14 protein-coding genes are annotated in these 16,645 nt (G+C 44.2%); 8 read left to right on the forward strand and 6 right to left on the reverse strand.

What is annotated here, in order from left to right:
• Positions 1-24: 24 nt before the first annotated feature.
• Positions 25-222, reverse strand: coding sequence for a hypothetical protein (locus tag CJD36_RS18130; protein ID WP_105040614.1), 198 nt, complete (start codon positions 220-222; stop codon positions 25-27).
• 336 nt (positions 223-558) lie between these two features.
• Here CJD36_RS18130 and CJD36_RS18135 point away from each other — a divergent pair, with 336 nt between their 5' ends.
• Entirely contained in the window at positions 559-1,473 is a 915-nt protein-coding gene (locus CJD36_RS18135) for a TIGR01777 family oxidoreductase (protein ID WP_105040615.1), read from the forward strand.
• Positions 1,474-1,521: 48 nt separating this feature from the next.
• Here CJD36_RS18135 and CJD36_RS18140 read toward each other — a convergent pair whose 3' ends face one another.
• From CJD36_RS18140 to CJD36_RS18150, 3 genes are all read right to left on the reverse strand, one after another.
• Entirely contained in the window at positions 1,522-2,592 is a 1,071-nt protein-coding gene (locus CJD36_RS18140) for a sensor histidine kinase (protein WP_105040616.1), read from the reverse strand.
• A 9-nt stretch (positions 2,593-2,601) separates the two neighbouring features.
• Complete coding sequence (locus tag CJD36_RS18145; protein WP_105040617.1) at positions 2,602-3,288, reverse strand: response regulator transcription factor; 687 nt, start codon at positions 3,286-3,288, stop codon at positions 2,602-2,604.
• Between the two features lie 135 nt (positions 3,289-3,423).
• Complete coding sequence (locus CJD36_RS18150) at positions 3,424-4,359, reverse strand: hypothetical protein (RefSeq protein WP_105040618.1); 936 nt, start codon at positions 4,357-4,359, stop codon at positions 3,424-3,426.
• Between the two features lie 63 nt (positions 4,360-4,422).
• On the opposite strand from CJD36_RS18150, the gene CJD36_RS18155 reads away from it, so the two are divergent.
• The 5 genes from CJD36_RS18155 (at position 4,423) to rpiB (ending at position 10,235) form a co-directional block, all read left to right on the forward strand.
• Complete coding sequence (locus tag CJD36_RS18155) at positions 4,423-5,148, forward strand: ribonuclease H-like domain-containing protein (RefSeq protein WP_105040619.1); 726 nt, start codon at positions 4,423-4,425, stop codon at positions 5,146-5,148.
• A 3-nt stretch (positions 5,149-5,151) separates the two neighbouring features.
• A complete protein-coding gene (gene holA, locus CJD36_RS18160; RefSeq protein ID WP_105040620.1) occupies positions 5,152-6,147 on the forward strand; it encodes a DNA polymerase III subunit delta in 996 nt (331 codons plus the stop codon).
• Between the two features lie 1,667 nt (positions 6,148-7,814).
• The gene (locus tag CJD36_RS18165; protein ID WP_105040621.1) at positions 7,815-8,597 is read left to right on the forward strand and encodes an RDD family protein; all 783 of its coding nucleotides are present in this window, start codon (positions 7,815-7,817) and stop codon (positions 8,595-8,597) included.
• Between the two features lie 338 nt (positions 8,598-8,935).
• Positions 8,936-9,787 (forward strand): twin-arginine translocase subunit TatC, encoded by an 852-nt coding sequence (gene tatC / locus CJD36_RS18170; RefSeq protein WP_105040622.1) that lies wholly within the window; start codon positions 8,936-8,938, stop codon positions 9,785-9,787.
• A 1-nt stretch (position 9,788) separates the two neighbouring features.
• Complete coding sequence (gene rpiB, locus CJD36_RS18175; protein ID WP_105040623.1) at positions 9,789-10,235, forward strand: ribose 5-phosphate isomerase B; 447 nt, start codon at positions 9,789-9,791, stop codon at positions 10,233-10,235.
• Positions 10,236-10,247: 12 nt separating this feature from the next.
• Here rpiB and CJD36_RS18180 read toward each other — a convergent pair whose 3' ends face one another.
• Positions 10,248-12,299, reverse strand: coding sequence for an NHL domain-containing protein (locus CJD36_RS18180; RefSeq protein WP_133162703.1), 2,052 nt, complete (start codon positions 12,297-12,299; stop codon positions 10,248-10,250).
• 356 nt (positions 12,300-12,655) lie between these two features.
• A complete protein-coding gene (locus tag CJD36_RS18185) occupies positions 12,656-13,489 on the reverse strand; it encodes a hypothetical protein (protein WP_105040625.1) in 834 nt (277 codons plus the stop codon).
• 370 nt (positions 13,490-13,859) lie between these two features.
• Here CJD36_RS18185 and CJD36_RS18190 point away from each other — a divergent pair, with 370 nt between their 5' ends.
• Together CJD36_RS18190 and CJD36_RS18195 are read left to right on the forward strand one after the other, a co-directional pair.
• A complete protein-coding gene (locus tag CJD36_RS18190) occupies positions 13,860-15,224 on the forward strand; it encodes a TolC family protein (protein ID WP_105040626.1) in 1,365 nt (454 codons plus the stop codon).
• 125 nt (positions 15,225-15,349) lie between these two features.
• Entirely contained in the window at positions 15,350-16,531 is a 1,182-nt protein-coding gene (locus tag CJD36_RS18195) for an efflux RND transporter periplasmic adaptor subunit (RefSeq protein WP_161499370.1), read from the forward strand.
• Positions 16,532-16,645 lie beyond the last annotated feature (114 nt).

The following is a 16,645-nucleotide window of genomic DNA, read 5'->3' on the forward strand; positions in this document are numbered from 1 at the left end:
AAGGGAATTTAGGGGCCGGCTAGTTTAGATACTCCTGCTGAGTTCCAGTATGCGGGCAATCACTTGCGGGCGAGGACTCAGCAGATCTTTGTCTGCATCTTTGAATATCTGCTTTTCCAGGTTGAAGCCGGGAATAAGGTCTTCTGCACCTAACATGTCTATATGAGCAGGATATGTGTATTGGTGCTTGTCTGTAAGTTTCTGATGTAAAGTTTTATTCATTTATAATACGTTTTTTATAGCGTGTGTACAGAAAAAACGAAATATCGTTTGCTTTATTGTACGAATTCTGAAAATTTAGGAATGATGACCAAATAAAGTTTGCTAAGTTCATTAGGTATTTTTCTTTTATACAAGGCGCAAAATCTGCGAATAGTGAACTATTTAAGGACTTTTGCAACGTAGTAGAAACGACAAAGAACAATTAAATTGGTGGACTTTATTTGGTCATCATTTCTAAAGTTAAAATGGATATAATAGCCAACCCGAATAGCACTTATTGCATTTTCAATAGGTCGGGGCGAATTAGTTCGGTAATTTCACGGTATAAATTATAACATGAAAACATTTGGTATAGTAGGCGGAACAGGGTTTGTAGGCAAATATGTTACAACGCTGCTGGTGGAAAAAGGATTTAATGTTATCATTTTCACCCGCGATACCAATAAAAAACAAGGCAGCGCGCAAGTAAGCTATGCAAAATGGGATGCCGGGAAGGGCATTTGCGACATGGATGCCATAAAGAAGGTGGATGGCGTAGTACATCTTGCTGGCGCAGGCATTGCAGACAAAAGATGGACAGAAGAGCGTAAACGCGAAATACTGGATAGCAGGGTAAAAAGTACCGACCTGCTGGTGCAGAGCCTAAATACCCACGGACAGCAATGCAAAGTATTTGTAGCTGCATCAGCCATTGGCATTTATGGAGCCGACGATAGTCGCCATACCCCGTTTACCGAAGACAGTCGCCCCTCCGATGATTTTTTAGGAACTACCTGCCGAATATGGGAAGATGCTTCTCAGAAAGCTGCCTCAATAATGCGGACAGTGATCATTCGCATAGGAATTGTTTTAGGTAAAGAAGGGGGCGCCTTCCCGCAGTTTGCACAACCCATGACTTTCGGCGTCGTGCCTATCTTAGGTGGCGGTAATCAGGTAGTAAGCTGGATTGAAGTAGAAGATCTGGCAAGATTGATCATATTCGGGCTGGAACATGATCATATGTCGGGCGTTTACAATGGCGTGGCGCCAAAACCGGAAACCCACAAAGACCTGATGAAAACCATAGCCAAAATAAAGGGAGGGCTAAAAATACCGGTACCCGTTCCATCTTTTGTGATAAAGGCCATGCTGGGCGAGTTTAGTATTGAAATACTAAAAAGCACCACGGTAAGCGCACAAAAAACACTGATCTCCGGCTTTAAATTCAACTACTCTGAACTGGACGGTGCTGTGAGGAGGATATTGGCGTAAGTAGCACCACGTTAACTATTGTAGATAATAATTGCGAATCAACATCTCCTAAATAAACCGCTGCGGCGCATCGCTCTTGTCCAGCGTAAAGCCGAATGATGAACCAACCCCCGGCTTGCTGCGTACGTTTACGGTCTGGCCATGTGCTTCGACAATATGCTTTACTATTGCTAGTCCCAGGCCTGTACCACCTATAGCCCTTGCCCTACTCCGGTCAGCCCGGTAAAAGCGCTCAAAAATGCGGGGAAGATGCTCTTCGGCAATGCCGGGCCCATTATCAGATATCTCTACGTAGATCGACTTATCATCAACCACATAACAGCCCGATGTAATGGTACCATTATCATTACCATACTTTATGGCATTTTCAATAAGGTTCACCAGTACCTGCTTTATCTTGGGCATATCTGCATGCACCCATATAGGGCGCTCTGTGCCTTTTTTAAACAGCAGTTCTATATTACGTTCTTTAGCTTTCAGCGAGAATTCTTCGTACACATCGCTTATAAGATCCTGTATCACGAACGACTCCTGTATAATAGGTATCTTACCCGATTCCAGCTTCGATATTTCATCCAGATCATCGACAAGCCTTACCAATCTGTCAATACTCTTTGAGGCATTGGAGAGGAACTTGCGATTCACATTCTCATCTTCAAGAGCGCCACCCAATAAAGTGTCTACATAACCCTGAACCGAGAAAATAGGTGTACGCAATTCATGCGCAAGATTCATCAAAAACTCTTTCCTGAATTTTTCATTATTCTGCAATACCTCTATCTCTTCTTTTCTTTGCTTTGCCCATTTCTCCACATCTTCACTCACCTCTTCTATCGACTTCTGCGGGAGAATATGTTTGTAAAATATCTCTTCCTTCTTGGTAGCCTTAGTCTGGTAAATGAACTTATAGATGAGCTTTATCTTGCGGTATATAAACCGCTGCAAAGTATAGTAATAAAGGCTGTAGATGATAATAAAGGTCACGCAAAACACTGTGAGCGGGGTATACCACTTAGGGTGTACCAGCAAGCTCAGCAGTGCATTGATAAAGGATATGATCAGTGCCGTAAAAAACGATAAGGAACGGGGCGTGATGTTTTTAGTATCCAGTGCAGACATGATACTAAACTACTCTAATTCAAACTTATAACCAACTCCCTTTACAGTTGTTATCAGATCTATACCTGCTTTCTGCCTTATTTTACGAATGTGTACATCTATCGTGCGGTCGCCAACTATTACATCAGTACCCCACACACGCTGTAGTATTTCATTTCTAAGGAATACACGCCCCGGCTTAGATGCCAGTAAAGAAAGCAATTCAAATTCCTTCTTAGCCAGTAGTATTTCTTCGCCCTTATAGTAAACAGAAAATTTGGTCTTATTTATCTCCAGGTCACCGAAGGTAACTTTCTGTTCCTGGTTCTCATCTTTGCGGAATCTACGCAATGTGGCTGCTATGCGCGTAGCTAATACTTCGGGCTTTATAGGCTTGGCAATAAAATCATCTGCGCCTATTTTCAGCCCTTCTATTTCATATTTTTCATCGCTCAATGCTGTAAGGAAAATGATGGCAGTGTCCTCAAATTCAGGCAACATTCTCAATTCCTTTACCGCTTCCAGTCCATCCTTATTAGGCATCATTATGTCCATAAGAATAAGATCCGGCTTAAACTCTTTTGCCTTACGGATAGCTTCTACACCATCATTGGCAGTATTAATTAAATACCCCTTATTTCTTAAATTGTAACTAATGAACTCTACAATATCCGGTTCATCATCAACTATCAATATCTTCCCTGGAAATACGTCCATAATTATCACTTAGATACAGGGGCAATATTAGCACTCCCCCCCAGAACAAAAAAGAATACTGCATTATAAAATTGTTAAGGAAAAACCCCGGTCAATTTTACAATGCAGTATCCGCTTATTAAACTAAGCTACAGATTACTTAAGCGTTACGTTGCCGCTTCCTACTTTATAACCTTCGCTGTATATTTCTATCATGTAGTTGCCACGGGCGAAGTCGCCTTCCTGATTCCAATCAACAACTACATCTTTAACAGGCTGTTCCTTGATCAATGAAATTTCTTTCATGATAGAGAAACTGATCTGGTCACCTTTGCTGGTAGTCATTTTGCCAGAGCCATTGGTAGTAGTGCTCAGTATAGTGCCATCAGGACCAACTATGCGCAGGAACAGTTGCTTAGTGCCGCTTTCTGCTATCCTGTTCTCGTCAATGTCAAATTTCACGCGCAATACATCTACTTTCTTAGCCTTTGAAGTTTCCTTCTCCTTGCCATTTTTCTTCTTGTGTATCGGCTCCATGCGAATGTTGGATGCATGTAGTACAGAACCTATCTTCTTGATAGCAATATTCTGTGTTACTGTGGAATCACGCTCCTTGGTCAACACAACATTCTTGTTGGTCAAAACGCCATTCTCTTTTTCCAGTTCGGCAATACGTGCTTCGTACTGAGCTGTCTTGTCGTTCAACTGGTTGATCATAGCACGAGCTTTCTTCAACTCAGATGCATTAGCCTTACTGTTGCCCAGCAAAGATTTGATCTTCTGCTGCATAGCCAGCATTTCTTCCTTATCTTTCTGCATGTTGCTGTCCAGCTTAGCATTTTGTGATACTAATTGGTCTATCTTAGCTGATGCAGCATCGAAATCTGATTGTAAAGAAGCTCTGTCTGTTCTTACTGAATCCAACTGGCCCTGCATACGTTTGCTGTTAAGGTCGTTTTCTTCAGACATTTTATTCTTGCTTACAAACAGGAAAATGCATGCTACAAGCAAAACAGCTATAATTACCCAATAAATAATGGGCTTATTTTTGTTGCTTTCTTCCGGTGCGCCGGCTTGATTAAATTGACTCATAATTCTACTTTTGGTTTTAAAGTGGATCTAATTAATTTGGTACAAATATATACATAGTTTGCAATGGAGCAACTGACAGGGATTTTGTTCATCGATATAGAAACTGTGCCAATTGAGCAGAATTATATCCATTTAACAGAAAGTTTGCAGAAAGAATGGATCAGAAAAACGAAGATCCTAAAAAACGTTTCCGACGAAAACCCAGATCCGGCGGCACTCTTCAGCGACAGAGCGGGTGTTTTCTCCGAATTTGCCAAGGTGGTGTGCATAGGCATTGGCAGCCTTTATGAGGATGGCGGAATGTGGAAAATGCGCCTTAAAGCGTTGGTAAATGATGATGAGAAGATTTTGTTAAATGACCTTTGTAACGTCATAACACGGTTTTCAGCAGCCCATAAAGACTTCCGTTTCTGCGGTCATAACATAAAGGAATTTGACATTCCCTTTCTGTGCAGGCGCATGATCATCAATGCAATGAGTATACCGAATTGCATGCAGGTACAGGGCAAAAAGCCATGGGAAGTAAATCATATTGATACCATGGACATGTGGCGTTTTGGTGATTATAAGAACTTTACTTCCCTCTCTTTACTGGCAGCTGTTTTGGGCATACCCTCCCCAAAAAGTGACCTCGACGGCAGCATGGTGGGCACAACTTACTGGAACGAAAAAGACCTGGCCCGTATAGGCCGATACTGCCTGCAAGACGTTTATACATCAGCTAAAGTATATTTGCGGCTGGCAGGTATCCATAACATCGACCCACAGCCTATCTTTGTGAACGAATAAAGTATGAACGCAGAATACAACAGGATCATCCAATCCCTCAAAATGAGGCAGTACGCTCCCTTCTATCTTATAGACGGGGAAGAGCCTTATTATATCGACTTACTTACAGAACATTTCGAGAACGATATCCTACTCCCCCACGAGAAGGATTTCAATCTCATAACTCTTTATGGAAAGGATGTCGCCTGGGCCGATGTGGTCAACGCCTGCCGCAGATTTCCCATGTTCGCTGAAAAGCAGGTGGTCATCCTTAAGGATGCGGCTTCTCTGAAGGATTTCGCATCATTGATGGGCTATTTCGAAAAGCCATCACCCACCACTGTCCTCCTCATAGAGTACCGCTTTAAGAAAGCAGACGGCAAGACCAAAGCAGTAAAATACGCCAAAGACAAAGGGCTATACTTTAACTCTGAAAAGATAAAAGACGCCTCAATGCCCGCCTGGATACGGGACTATGGCAAAGAAGTAGGATTTACAATCGGCGAACGCGAGTCCGAGATTCTGGCTACTTACCTGGGTAACGATCTGCAAAAGGTGGTGAACGAAATAAGTAAGGTGCGCATCAACGTACCCGATGAAAAGGAGCTGACTGCCGCCATGATACAGAAGTACATTGGCATCAGCAGGGAGTACAACATCTTTGAATTCCCCGATGTGCTTACAGGCAAGGATATGGATAAGCTGTACCGCATGCTCAACTACTTCCTGAACAGCCCCAAGGCAGCACCAATGCCCCTGTTGATCGGTTCTTTCTACAGCCACTTTAGCAAGTTATATATGGCAACCTTTCTTGTGGGCAAACCTGAGAAAGACATTATTGCAGCACTGGGCTACTACAAGTTAAAAGAGACCATGGCCGCTGTGCAGATCTGGCCCCGAGCACGTGTAGAACGCGCCCTTATGCTGCTCGGCAAGTACAGCACCATGGCGGTTGGCATCAAAAGCAACAATGATGATAAAGAGTTGCTGAAGGAATTGATAGGACAGTTGCTGAATTAGTAGATAGCTCTACAAGATGTGCCTGACCTTGGTCATGGCGAGGCACGAAGCCATCTCACAGCGACTGTAGTATTCTGCCGAGACACCAAGATGTGGCACACGCCAAAGGTGTGCCACATCTCCTTCCTCGTCCGCGTTTGTAACGCGGATGCACCGGCAAGGCGTTTGTAACGCCCGAAAACACACCTCAAAAACATATCCACAAAAAATCACCCCACCCTCCTCGTCCGCGTTTGTAACGCGGATGCACCGGCAGGGCGTTTGTAACGCCCGAAAACACACCTCAAAAACATATCCACAAAAAATCACCCCACCTTCCTCGTCCGCGTTTGTAACGCGGATGCACCGGCAGGGCGTTTGTAACGCCCGAAAACACACCTCAAAAACATATCCACAAAAAATCACTCCCCCCGAATGTCATTATAAGTGGACAATTGCTGGCGCCAAGCTCTTTGCAGATGACATTGGTTTCAGGCAACCCGCCCAGGTTAGTCTTTGCGAGGAACGAAGCAATCTCGCATCTGGATGTATTCGTTTTGTATTAAATATTCTACGTATTGAAAAGAATACATTTACAGAACTTGTCAATGGCAGCCGCGCCGAACCACGACATTCGGCATCGGGCCGGTTCTCTTTGAGACAATTTGCACCCTCGTCCGCGTTTGTAACGCGGATGCACCGGCAGGGCGTTTGTAACGTCGGAAAACACACCTCAAAAAACATATCCACAGAAAATCACCCCACTCAAACCCTTTACCACAGCACCATACAGCCTACGCAGACGTACACTTTTGTGAATATCTTTATTTTAAAAATCCATTTTCCCATATTAATTTGCACTCGAATCAGGTGAAACCCTGTATACGCTCTTTGACTTTATGAACCCAATCACCCCAACCCGCAGGGGCTGAAGATCTTCAGCCCTGCATCTGGCATCCTCGTTTTCCTGAAATCCTTACCATCCTGCCTGTCCCAACCGGAGGTCGGGAGTTCAAACAAGTGTGTAAACCTATTTAGGAACGAGACACAAACAAAAACTAGCAGAAAAAGTGGCAGGAAGTGGCAGAGAGTGGCAGAGAGTGGCAATTTGTTGAAATCCCTTATAGCCCATACCCACAAGGCATTTCAGACAAAAACCAAACTACAAAACTGCCACTTTTACGAAAAACTGCCACTTTTCAAAAACGCCCAATACACCACCCCGGCGGGTCAATGCGAGGTGTTATTCGGGTAGCCCCGCAATCATAATCCAGTGACAGGTTGTAAAAGAGGTGGGTCATTGCGAGGAACGAAGCAATCTCACGTATGGACGTATTCGTTTTGTATACATGAAACCGCAAAACCACCCGCACTGGAAAAACCATTAGAAAAAGCAGAATAAAGTGCAAGTTTTTCGCCGATGTCGGTCTTCTGAGCAACAGCCATCGGTCCGGTTCTCTTTGTGACACGCAGTCAAACTCACATAATCGGGCACGATCGGGCATTCCAAATTCACATAAATATTTAATAGTGAACCACTTACCACTTTTCTATGCCCGATTATATTTTCATCTCCATCGGGCATACCCCCAATGACAACCCATACAAACAACAACACAAAATCTTCACCGCACTCAATAACAAATGAATTTGTAATTTAGTCCCTTAGTAAAAAGTCACTGTAACCCATGCCCATTATTACTATATCCACACCATTTAATATAGACCTCGAATTCAAGGTCGCCACTTTCGGCAAGCGCGTGCTGGCATGGCTGGTAGATATACTCGTCATCTTTACCTACTACTACCTTACCATAGAATTCATCGTCCCGCTATTCCCCGATAACGACAAACTGAAATTCGTTCTCGAAATGGCATTATTCTCTTTACCCGTACTCTCCTACCAGTTGGTATTCGAAATTCTGTTCAATGGCCAGACCATCGGCAAGCGGGTAGCAGGCATTAAGATCATCGACTCACAGGGTAAAGAACCTACCTGGGGGCAATATATCATACGTTTCGTACTCGGGCTGGGCAATTATTTCATATATATCATGCCCTTCCTCATCATGCAGGATCCCCGGCTCATATTTTCACTAATGTTCTTTTACATCCCCGATGTGATCACATTTATGGTCACTCCCCGCTCACAACGCGTAGGAGATCTTGCCGCAGGCACGGTAGTAATAGATGCGGGCTACAAGCCAAATATCAATGAAACGATATATAAAGAGATAGAAGTAACCAATTACACGCCACTCTTTCCACAGGTTATGCGCCTTACAGATAGAGATATAAACGGCATCCGCAATTTGCTAGATGTAAAGCGCGAACGCAAAGAAAACGACGATTATATGCTGAAAGTTGTCGCTAAGATCAAATCCGTCCTCAGCATAGACACCCACATCGGCGGCTACGATTTCTTAGAACAATTACTATACGATTACAACTACCTGGCAGGCAAAGGCTAGTTGCATCTAAACATTAAAATAAACCTGAGGTATAGTAGACGAGATTTGTATCGCACACGCTCCTCCTTTTGAAGGAGGAGTACCCAACCATTTCGGCTTTTTCAGGCGAAATGACGGGGGGAGGTGGTTATCTGCATATCAGATGTATTTTAAAAACCAAGGTTATGAGTCCAGTAATTAAGTAATAACTAACCCTTTGCAGAGGGTTGCTGTGCTACTATACCAATTAATATACCCACACTAAAGCACTTTGGGGTTTTGACTTTTCACTTTTAACTTATAATAACCATTCACTAACAATCGCATTTCCCTACCTTTGCGGTCCGTAATAAATAATTGTGAGCGTATTTAAAAAAACAGCAGAACCCGTTAATCCCAATGCCGAAATGGGCTTTTTAGACCATATCGAAGCATTACGTTGGCATATTGTGCGTTCGGCTGTCGTTATTGTCATCGCAGCTATTGCCGTATTTATCAAGATCGAATGGATATTCGATCGGGTAATTCTCGGGCCCGCCCACAACGATTTTGTCAGCTACAAGTGGTTCTGCGCACTCGGCAGATTTTTCCATTACGATTCTTTTTGCCTCAGCGATATTAAGATGGAGTTCCAGAATACGGCCGTTACCGGCCAGTTCATGATGGGAATGTCCTCTTCAATGATGATCGGCTTTATTATCGCCTTCCCTTATGTACTTTGGGAACTATGGCGCTTTATAAAGCCTGCCCTTAAAGACACCGAAGTAAGAGCTGCAAAGGGAATCGTATTCTGGTGCTCATTATTATTTTTCTCCGGTGTTATGTTCGCCTACTTCATCATTGCGCCATATACCATCAACTTCTTCGGCAACTACCAGTTAAGCCCTAAGTTCAAAAACGTAATTACTATAGATAACTATTACGATACCATTAGTAACCTTACCCTGGCTCTGGGCCTGGTGTTCGAACTGCCAATGGTGGTGTATTTCCTCTCCCGCATTGGCATTCTTACGCCAACATTTATGCGCGAGAAAAGGAAATATGCCGTACTCATATTATTCCTGTTGGCAGAGATCATTACCCCTCCCGATCTCTTTAGCTGCCTGCTGGTATTCTTCCCGCTATATGCCTTGTTCGAAATATCCGTGTTCATCAGTGCGCGCGCTATGACAGCAAGACTCAATAAAAAAGCAACCGAAAACAACGACTAATATGCAAACTACTTTCGATCGTTCATTGCCCCTGGCTATAGGCTGCGACCACGCAGGTTTTGAATACAAGGAAGCTATCAAAAAAATGCTCACCGAAGCTGGTTGGCAGGTAGAAGACAAGGGTACCTACAGTGCGGATAGCACCGACTACCCTGACTACGCTCACCCGGTAGCCAACATGATCGAAGAAGGTAAAGCTACAGGTGGCATACTTATCTGCGGTAGCGGTAATGGCATCTGCATGACTGCCAACAAACACCAGGGTATCCGTGCGGCACTTTGCTGGCTCGAAGAACTGGCATCATTGGCCCGTCAGCACAACAACGCTAACATCATTTGCTTACCGGCCCGCTATGTAAGCCTGGACCTGGCAGAAAAGATGGTCAATACTTTCCTTTCTACCGCCTTCGAAGGTGGCAGGCATGAAAAAAGAGTAGAGAAGATCTGATTGATCAGTAAATTATTTCGCTAAAAGGAATTGCGCCGTTCGGTTACCGGATGGCGTAATTAATTGAAGCACATAAGTACCCATCGGCAACCCGGCAGGCAGGGTTAAAGACTCATTGATAACGCCTGTAGAAGTAGAAAAGGTTTGTGTTCCTACTCTACGGCCCACAACATCGTATACAAGCACCTGCACATCGCCCGGCGTTTTACTGTAAGAAACAATATGCAACACACCGGTAGATGGATTAGGGTAAATACTTAGCGCCCCACTCATATCTGCAACAGGCACCGGAAATTTGTAACGGGTATCTATCCTTCGTATACGATTGTTACCATAGTCAGCAAAATAAACCCTGCCTGAGTCATCAATTGACAACCCCATAGGCCGCCACATGTAAGCCGCCGTGGCTGGGCCGCCATCACCAGAAAACCCGGTAGAGTCGCTACCTGCAATTGTTGTAAATATACCGTCCGCACTCACTTTTCTTATATTGCTTCTAATGTCCGTAAAGTATATGTTTCCTACAGTATCTACCACTATCTTATTATTTACATTAGCCGTAAAATATGCTGCGGTTGCAGGCCCGCCAACACCCGGCACACCCACAATACCAGGACCTGCTATTGTAGAAATCGTACCGTCCGGAGCTACTTTCCTTATATCATGTGTTTCCAGAATATACAAATTGCCTGTCAGGTCGCAGGCTACACCCCAGGGTGCTACATGAGCGTTTATCGCCAGTCCGCCGTCGCCATTATCACCAGTTGTTACTCCATTACCCGCTACTGTTGTAATGATGCCGTTATTATCCACTTTCCTCACCCTGCCTTTATCAGCTATGAATAGATTCCCATCCTTATCTAATTTCAGCGACCTGAATGTTCCCGCTAACCGCGCATCGGTTGCAGGCCCACCGTCTCCAGAGAAACCCATTGAATCCGAACCGGCATACTTAGATACTAAACCATTGGCAGCCACCTTCCATACCTTTCCAAATCCCATCATAAAGAGATCTCCGGTTTTACTGGCACACACGTCCCATGTGGATATGCCTGAGCTATAAGTGCTTATGACTCCGTCTTTATTCACTTTGCGTACCCTGGGGCCTCTACCTGCCATCTCGCTGATGAACATATTTCCAACCCCATCAAAAGTTACCGACGATGGGTTTTCAAGAACAGCATTCTCTGCCCTGCTGCCGTTACACAGAGTATTCAATGAAGGGTTAACAACGTTGTAGATCCTGCCCGACTCTATCTTATGAACAGAATAGTTATCACAAATATAAATGACGCCATTGTGATCTGCCGCTATTCCTATTGCGCCTATGGCTACAGCCGTTGCAATAGCGCCATTAGAGCAAATATTCGTATCTCCTCCGGCAACTACAGTTACCGTGCCAGCGCCATTAATACTGAGTATCCTCTTGCTGGTGCTTACCAGGATATCATTGTTATCCCCCATATCTACACCATGTACATACTCACCTGTTGCAGCGTGTATTGAGTCACAGGTTACAACTCCCAAAATATCCCGCTTGAATAAACCAAGGCCATTAACTGCAAATAGATTACCCATGGCATCAACACAAACATCTTCCGAATACACAGACATGACCGTACTGATCATTCCTGCACCATTTACTTTCCTTATCCTGCTGTTGCGGGTATCGGCAATAAATATATTGTCATCCTTATCTATCGCTATGCCCCTGGGGCCGTTGAGCGTTGCAGTAATTGCCGGTATATTATCACCATTGTACCCAAACGTATCAGTACCGGCAAACCGCGACACGATACCTGCAGGCGACACCTTAAACACACAGTCAAGGCCAGCATCAGAAATGTACATGTTATTCTTGCTATCAAAAGCTACATCAGCAGGATATGCGAATGGCGTGGCCGTAGCTTGCCCACCCAGATCGGGCAACTCAAAAACTGACAATCCATTACCGACTACAGTACTAATGCGGCCTGCGGCATCTATCTTTCTTATCCGCGCATGGTCTACATCTGAGATATACAGATCTCCATTGTGCCAGGTAACGCTGAAAGGACTTAACAAAGCACTATCCAGGGGACCGCCATCACCCCCCCCCCGCCAGCCACGGTAGTGATGATCTGTGCGTGAGCAACGATGGAAACACAAATAAAGGCTAAAAGGGCAAATGTAGATTTTCTATTCATAGTAGCAGTAATTGACGGTTAATATCTGGTTCACAGACCTACCTGTGTATATAGACGTATAAATATGCCAATAACTTGGGCTGCACCAATAGAATTTGAGAAACCCTCGCTACAACTACGAGTTATACACCCGGCGACTGCACGTTTTAGAGATGGTATGGGTAACCTTATGTTCACCACGGATGTCCCAGTTGAGGATTAGGTAGTATTATCTTTTGAGAAATGAAAGAAGAATTACATAGGCACATCGATCCTGATCTGCTTGGAGTAGATCTTGCCTTTTTCGTCTTTACCATCAATCTTCCACATAACGGAGCGGAGGGTAACAACGAGAGGTTTCTGATTAGCAGCACGTACATTCTTGCCAAGTACGGTCATCCATTCGTCGATCTTCTTCTTGCTCAAGTGACGCTGGCGGCCGGCTTTGGCTACTGCATTGCGAATATCATTGGCATCTGCATCTTCAAACTTCAGATCATTTTCGCCCAGGCCTTTTACGGGATAAGCACCATTACCGCCATTGACCTGTTGCCAAGGCGTGGTTACACTCAGGTCTTCTAAAGGTAGATTACCGTTTTTGCCTTTAAGCAAAACTACTGACTGGTAGCGCTGAGAAACTTTAGCAACGTTACCGGTTGTGCGCATAACATTGCCATTTATGTTGCCACTTGTCCAGGTATAAACTGCGCCATTGGCATTCATTAGGTTGGGCTTACCGGCCTGTTTAGCATCAAGGCCAGGCAGCATAATTGTTACTTCTTTAAACTCTGCCTTTAAACCCGGTCCGGATGGGATAGGTGCTGCGGCTGGCGGAGTGGCTATTGCAACTGCGGCTTTCTGCGGCGTATCTGCCTTTGGTTCTTCTTTAGCGGTATCAGGAGGTATATTAGAAGGTATCACCGGAGTGAGGTCGGTGACTAGGTCCTGAAGCCTTTGAGGATCGGACTCAGTTACAATTGTAGATGAGTCGCCCAGCTTAATGGGACCATGATTTTTAGTGGGCACATCTTTGCACGAAAAAATAAAAATACAACCGAACAACAGAAGATGTTTACTGCAGATATTCATTCACCCAATTTTACTTGCGAAAGTAAAAGATATAAGTGAATAATACAGTATTGTATGGGCTTAGGCGCGAAAATATTCAACAATAATAAAGGCAAACATCACGGTTGACGAAATTTCCCCGCAATAGTTTAAAGCGCATTTCTGCTCAAAGCACAAAATCTACAAATTATTGTTAAGATAAATACAAAGCAAATATGCATAACTTTATATAGTGTTGTAACAGTGGCAGATAAATATTAAAATGGGCGAACCTCAGTACGCATCAATAAAATCAATAAAAGTACCTACACGGATATAGATGGTATAGGTAACTTTGCACCTTGTTTTTATGCAGATAGTATAGAAACAGTAATTAACCGGATACTCACTCATGTTATACCGAACAACACTTTTTCTTTTACTGACATTCCTGCTCTGCAACAGTACCCGGGCGCAGTTGAAAGGCTCTAATGATACCCGCCACCTACCCGGCAGTACTGATACAACCACATATAGCTACTCACTGGAGCAGTGCATTAGCTATGCACTGAAGAACCAACCAGCGGTAAACCAGAGTCGTCTTGATGAGGAGATAGCACACGCTAACAGATCGATAGCACTGTCGGGCTGGCTGCCACAGGTAATCGGCGGGGCCAACCTGCAGCACTGGCTACAATTACCAACATCGTTCCTTCCTATTAATGGTGTGTCCACCCCGGTACATACAGGGGTAGCCAATACATCTAATCCGAATATCGCCGCCACGTGGAATTTGTTCAGTAATGACGTACTCCTTGCAGCAAAAGCCGCCAATACCAACATAGACCTGGCCAGAGCAACTACAAGGGAAACGAGAATACAACTGGTTACAGATGTGAGCAAGGCATTTTATGATATCCTATTATCGGTGGAGCGCATTAATGTATATAAGGAAGATACAGCCAGGCTCAGGAAGAACCAGCAGGACGCCTACCACAGGTACGTAAGCGGCATATCTGATAAGGTAGATTATAAGCAGGCAACCATTTCACTGAACAACTCCATGTCTCAACTGAAGACAGCCAGCGAAGAAGTAAAAGGAAAGTATGCCGCACTGAAACGACTAATGGGCAGCCCCGCAGAGCAAAAGATAACCGTAAACTTTGACACAGCGGTGATGATGCAGGGCATATATACCGACACAGATGCTGTCTTACACATAGAACGACGGGTGGAATACCAGCAACTGCAACTAGTAAGGAAGATACAGCATCTGAATACATCGTATTACAAAACCAATTTCATCCCTACCCTATCGGCATTTTACAACTATAACTACCAGTTTCAGAGTAAGCAATTTTCTGACCTCTACAATCAGGCATATCCTAACTCATACGTAGGCCTGCAGTTGAGTGTACCATTATTTACCGGTTTTAAACGACTGAACAACATTCATAAATCGAAATTACAGGAAGAGCGTATAGACTGGGATGAGGTAAATCTGAAACTGGCGGTATACACAGAATACCAGACATCGCTGGCGGCCTACAAGAGTAACTTATACAACCTTAAAGCGCAGTCGGAAAACGTGGCAATGGCGCGGGAAGTGTACAACATAGTGAAGCTGCAATACTCAGAAGGTATAAAGGCTTACCTGGATGTGATAGTGGCAGAATCGGACCTGCAGGAATCGGAGATCAATTACCTCAATGCACTATTCCAGGTGTTGGGAAGTAAGGTGAACCTGGAGAAGGCAATGGGAGAGATTAATCCTTGAATTTGACAATTCGGAAATGATGTTGACGTTGAGATCCGATCAGTACAGAAATGAATGCGGCAATGTCATGGAATGCGACAATGTGGTGGTGTCTAGATAATAATAAGGGCAATTATGATTGCGAAATGATAAAAGAAATTAAGAAGATGAACAGGTCAGTTTTACATACAACAATATTTATAGCGGGAATGGCAGCCTTGGCAGCTTGTGGAGAGAAGAAGGCAGATGTACCTAATCCTGCTAACATACCGGTGCCGGTTAATATCTACGAAGTACATGCAGAAAAGGCGGTGTACTATGATATGTATCCGGGTACTGTAGTAGCGCTTAACCAGGTGGACCTCCGCTCGCAAACCGAAGGATATGTAACGGGTATCTTCTTTAAAGATGGTGACCATGTAACCAAAGGACAGAAACTGTACCAAATAGATGTGAGCAAATACCAGGCAACAGTAAGCCAGAGTAATTCGGCACTGATGGTTGCCAAATCGAACCTGGACCAGGCGCAGAAAGACGCCGACCGTTATACCTACCTTAATGAACACGATGCTGTAGCAAAGCAAACACTGGATCATGCAATGACCGCATTGCAGAATGCAAAGAACCAATATGCGGCAGCCAAACAAGATGTAGTAAAGACGCAGACAGACTTGAACTACTCTATTATCAAAGCACCATTTGATGGCACAATAGGCATATCGCAGGTTAGGCAGGGAGCATCAGTATCGGCAGGATCTACTATTCTCAATACTATATCGACTAACGATCCTATGGCCGTGGATATACTGATCAATGAGAAGCAGATACCCCACTTTGTGAGCATGCAAAAACAAACTGTAAATAATGCAGATTCACTATTTACTTTATTGATGCCCGATAACAGTTTATACGGTGGTACAGGGCAGATAAGCCTAATAGACCGTGGTGTAAATGCACAAACAGGCAGCATAACTGTCCGTATTGCTTTCCCTAATAAGGGTGGCTTACTAAGAGCCGGCATGAGCAGCAAAGTAAGAGTGCGCAACCAGGACACCGCAATGCAGGTGATCATACCTAATAAGGCAGTAGTAGAACAGATGGGTGAGTACTTTGTATACGTAGCAAAAGACACGGTGATCAGGTCGGCAACAGACACTACAGTCAAAAAAGCAGAAGCACCAAGTCCACATGCAGTGCAACGCAAAGTGACACTGGGTGTTGCAATAGCCGACAGGATAATAGTAAAAAGCGGACTGAACGAAGGCGACCGCGTAATAGTAGATGGCGTGCAGAAACTACATGACGGGTCGCTGATAAAGCAACCCTAGTATTATCTTACGATAATACTTACGCGACCCCGCCCTCATTTGCTTAGAAGGTTTATAAAATACAAAACGAATACGTCCAGATGCGAGATTGCTTCGTTCCTCGCAATGACGTGC

Origin of the sequence: Flavipsychrobacter stenotrophus, assembly GCF_002954265.1 — a bacterium.
Classification (GTDB): domain Bacteria; phylum Bacteroidota; class Bacteroidia; order Chitinophagales; family Chitinophagaceae; genus Flavipsychrobacter; species Flavipsychrobacter stenotrophus.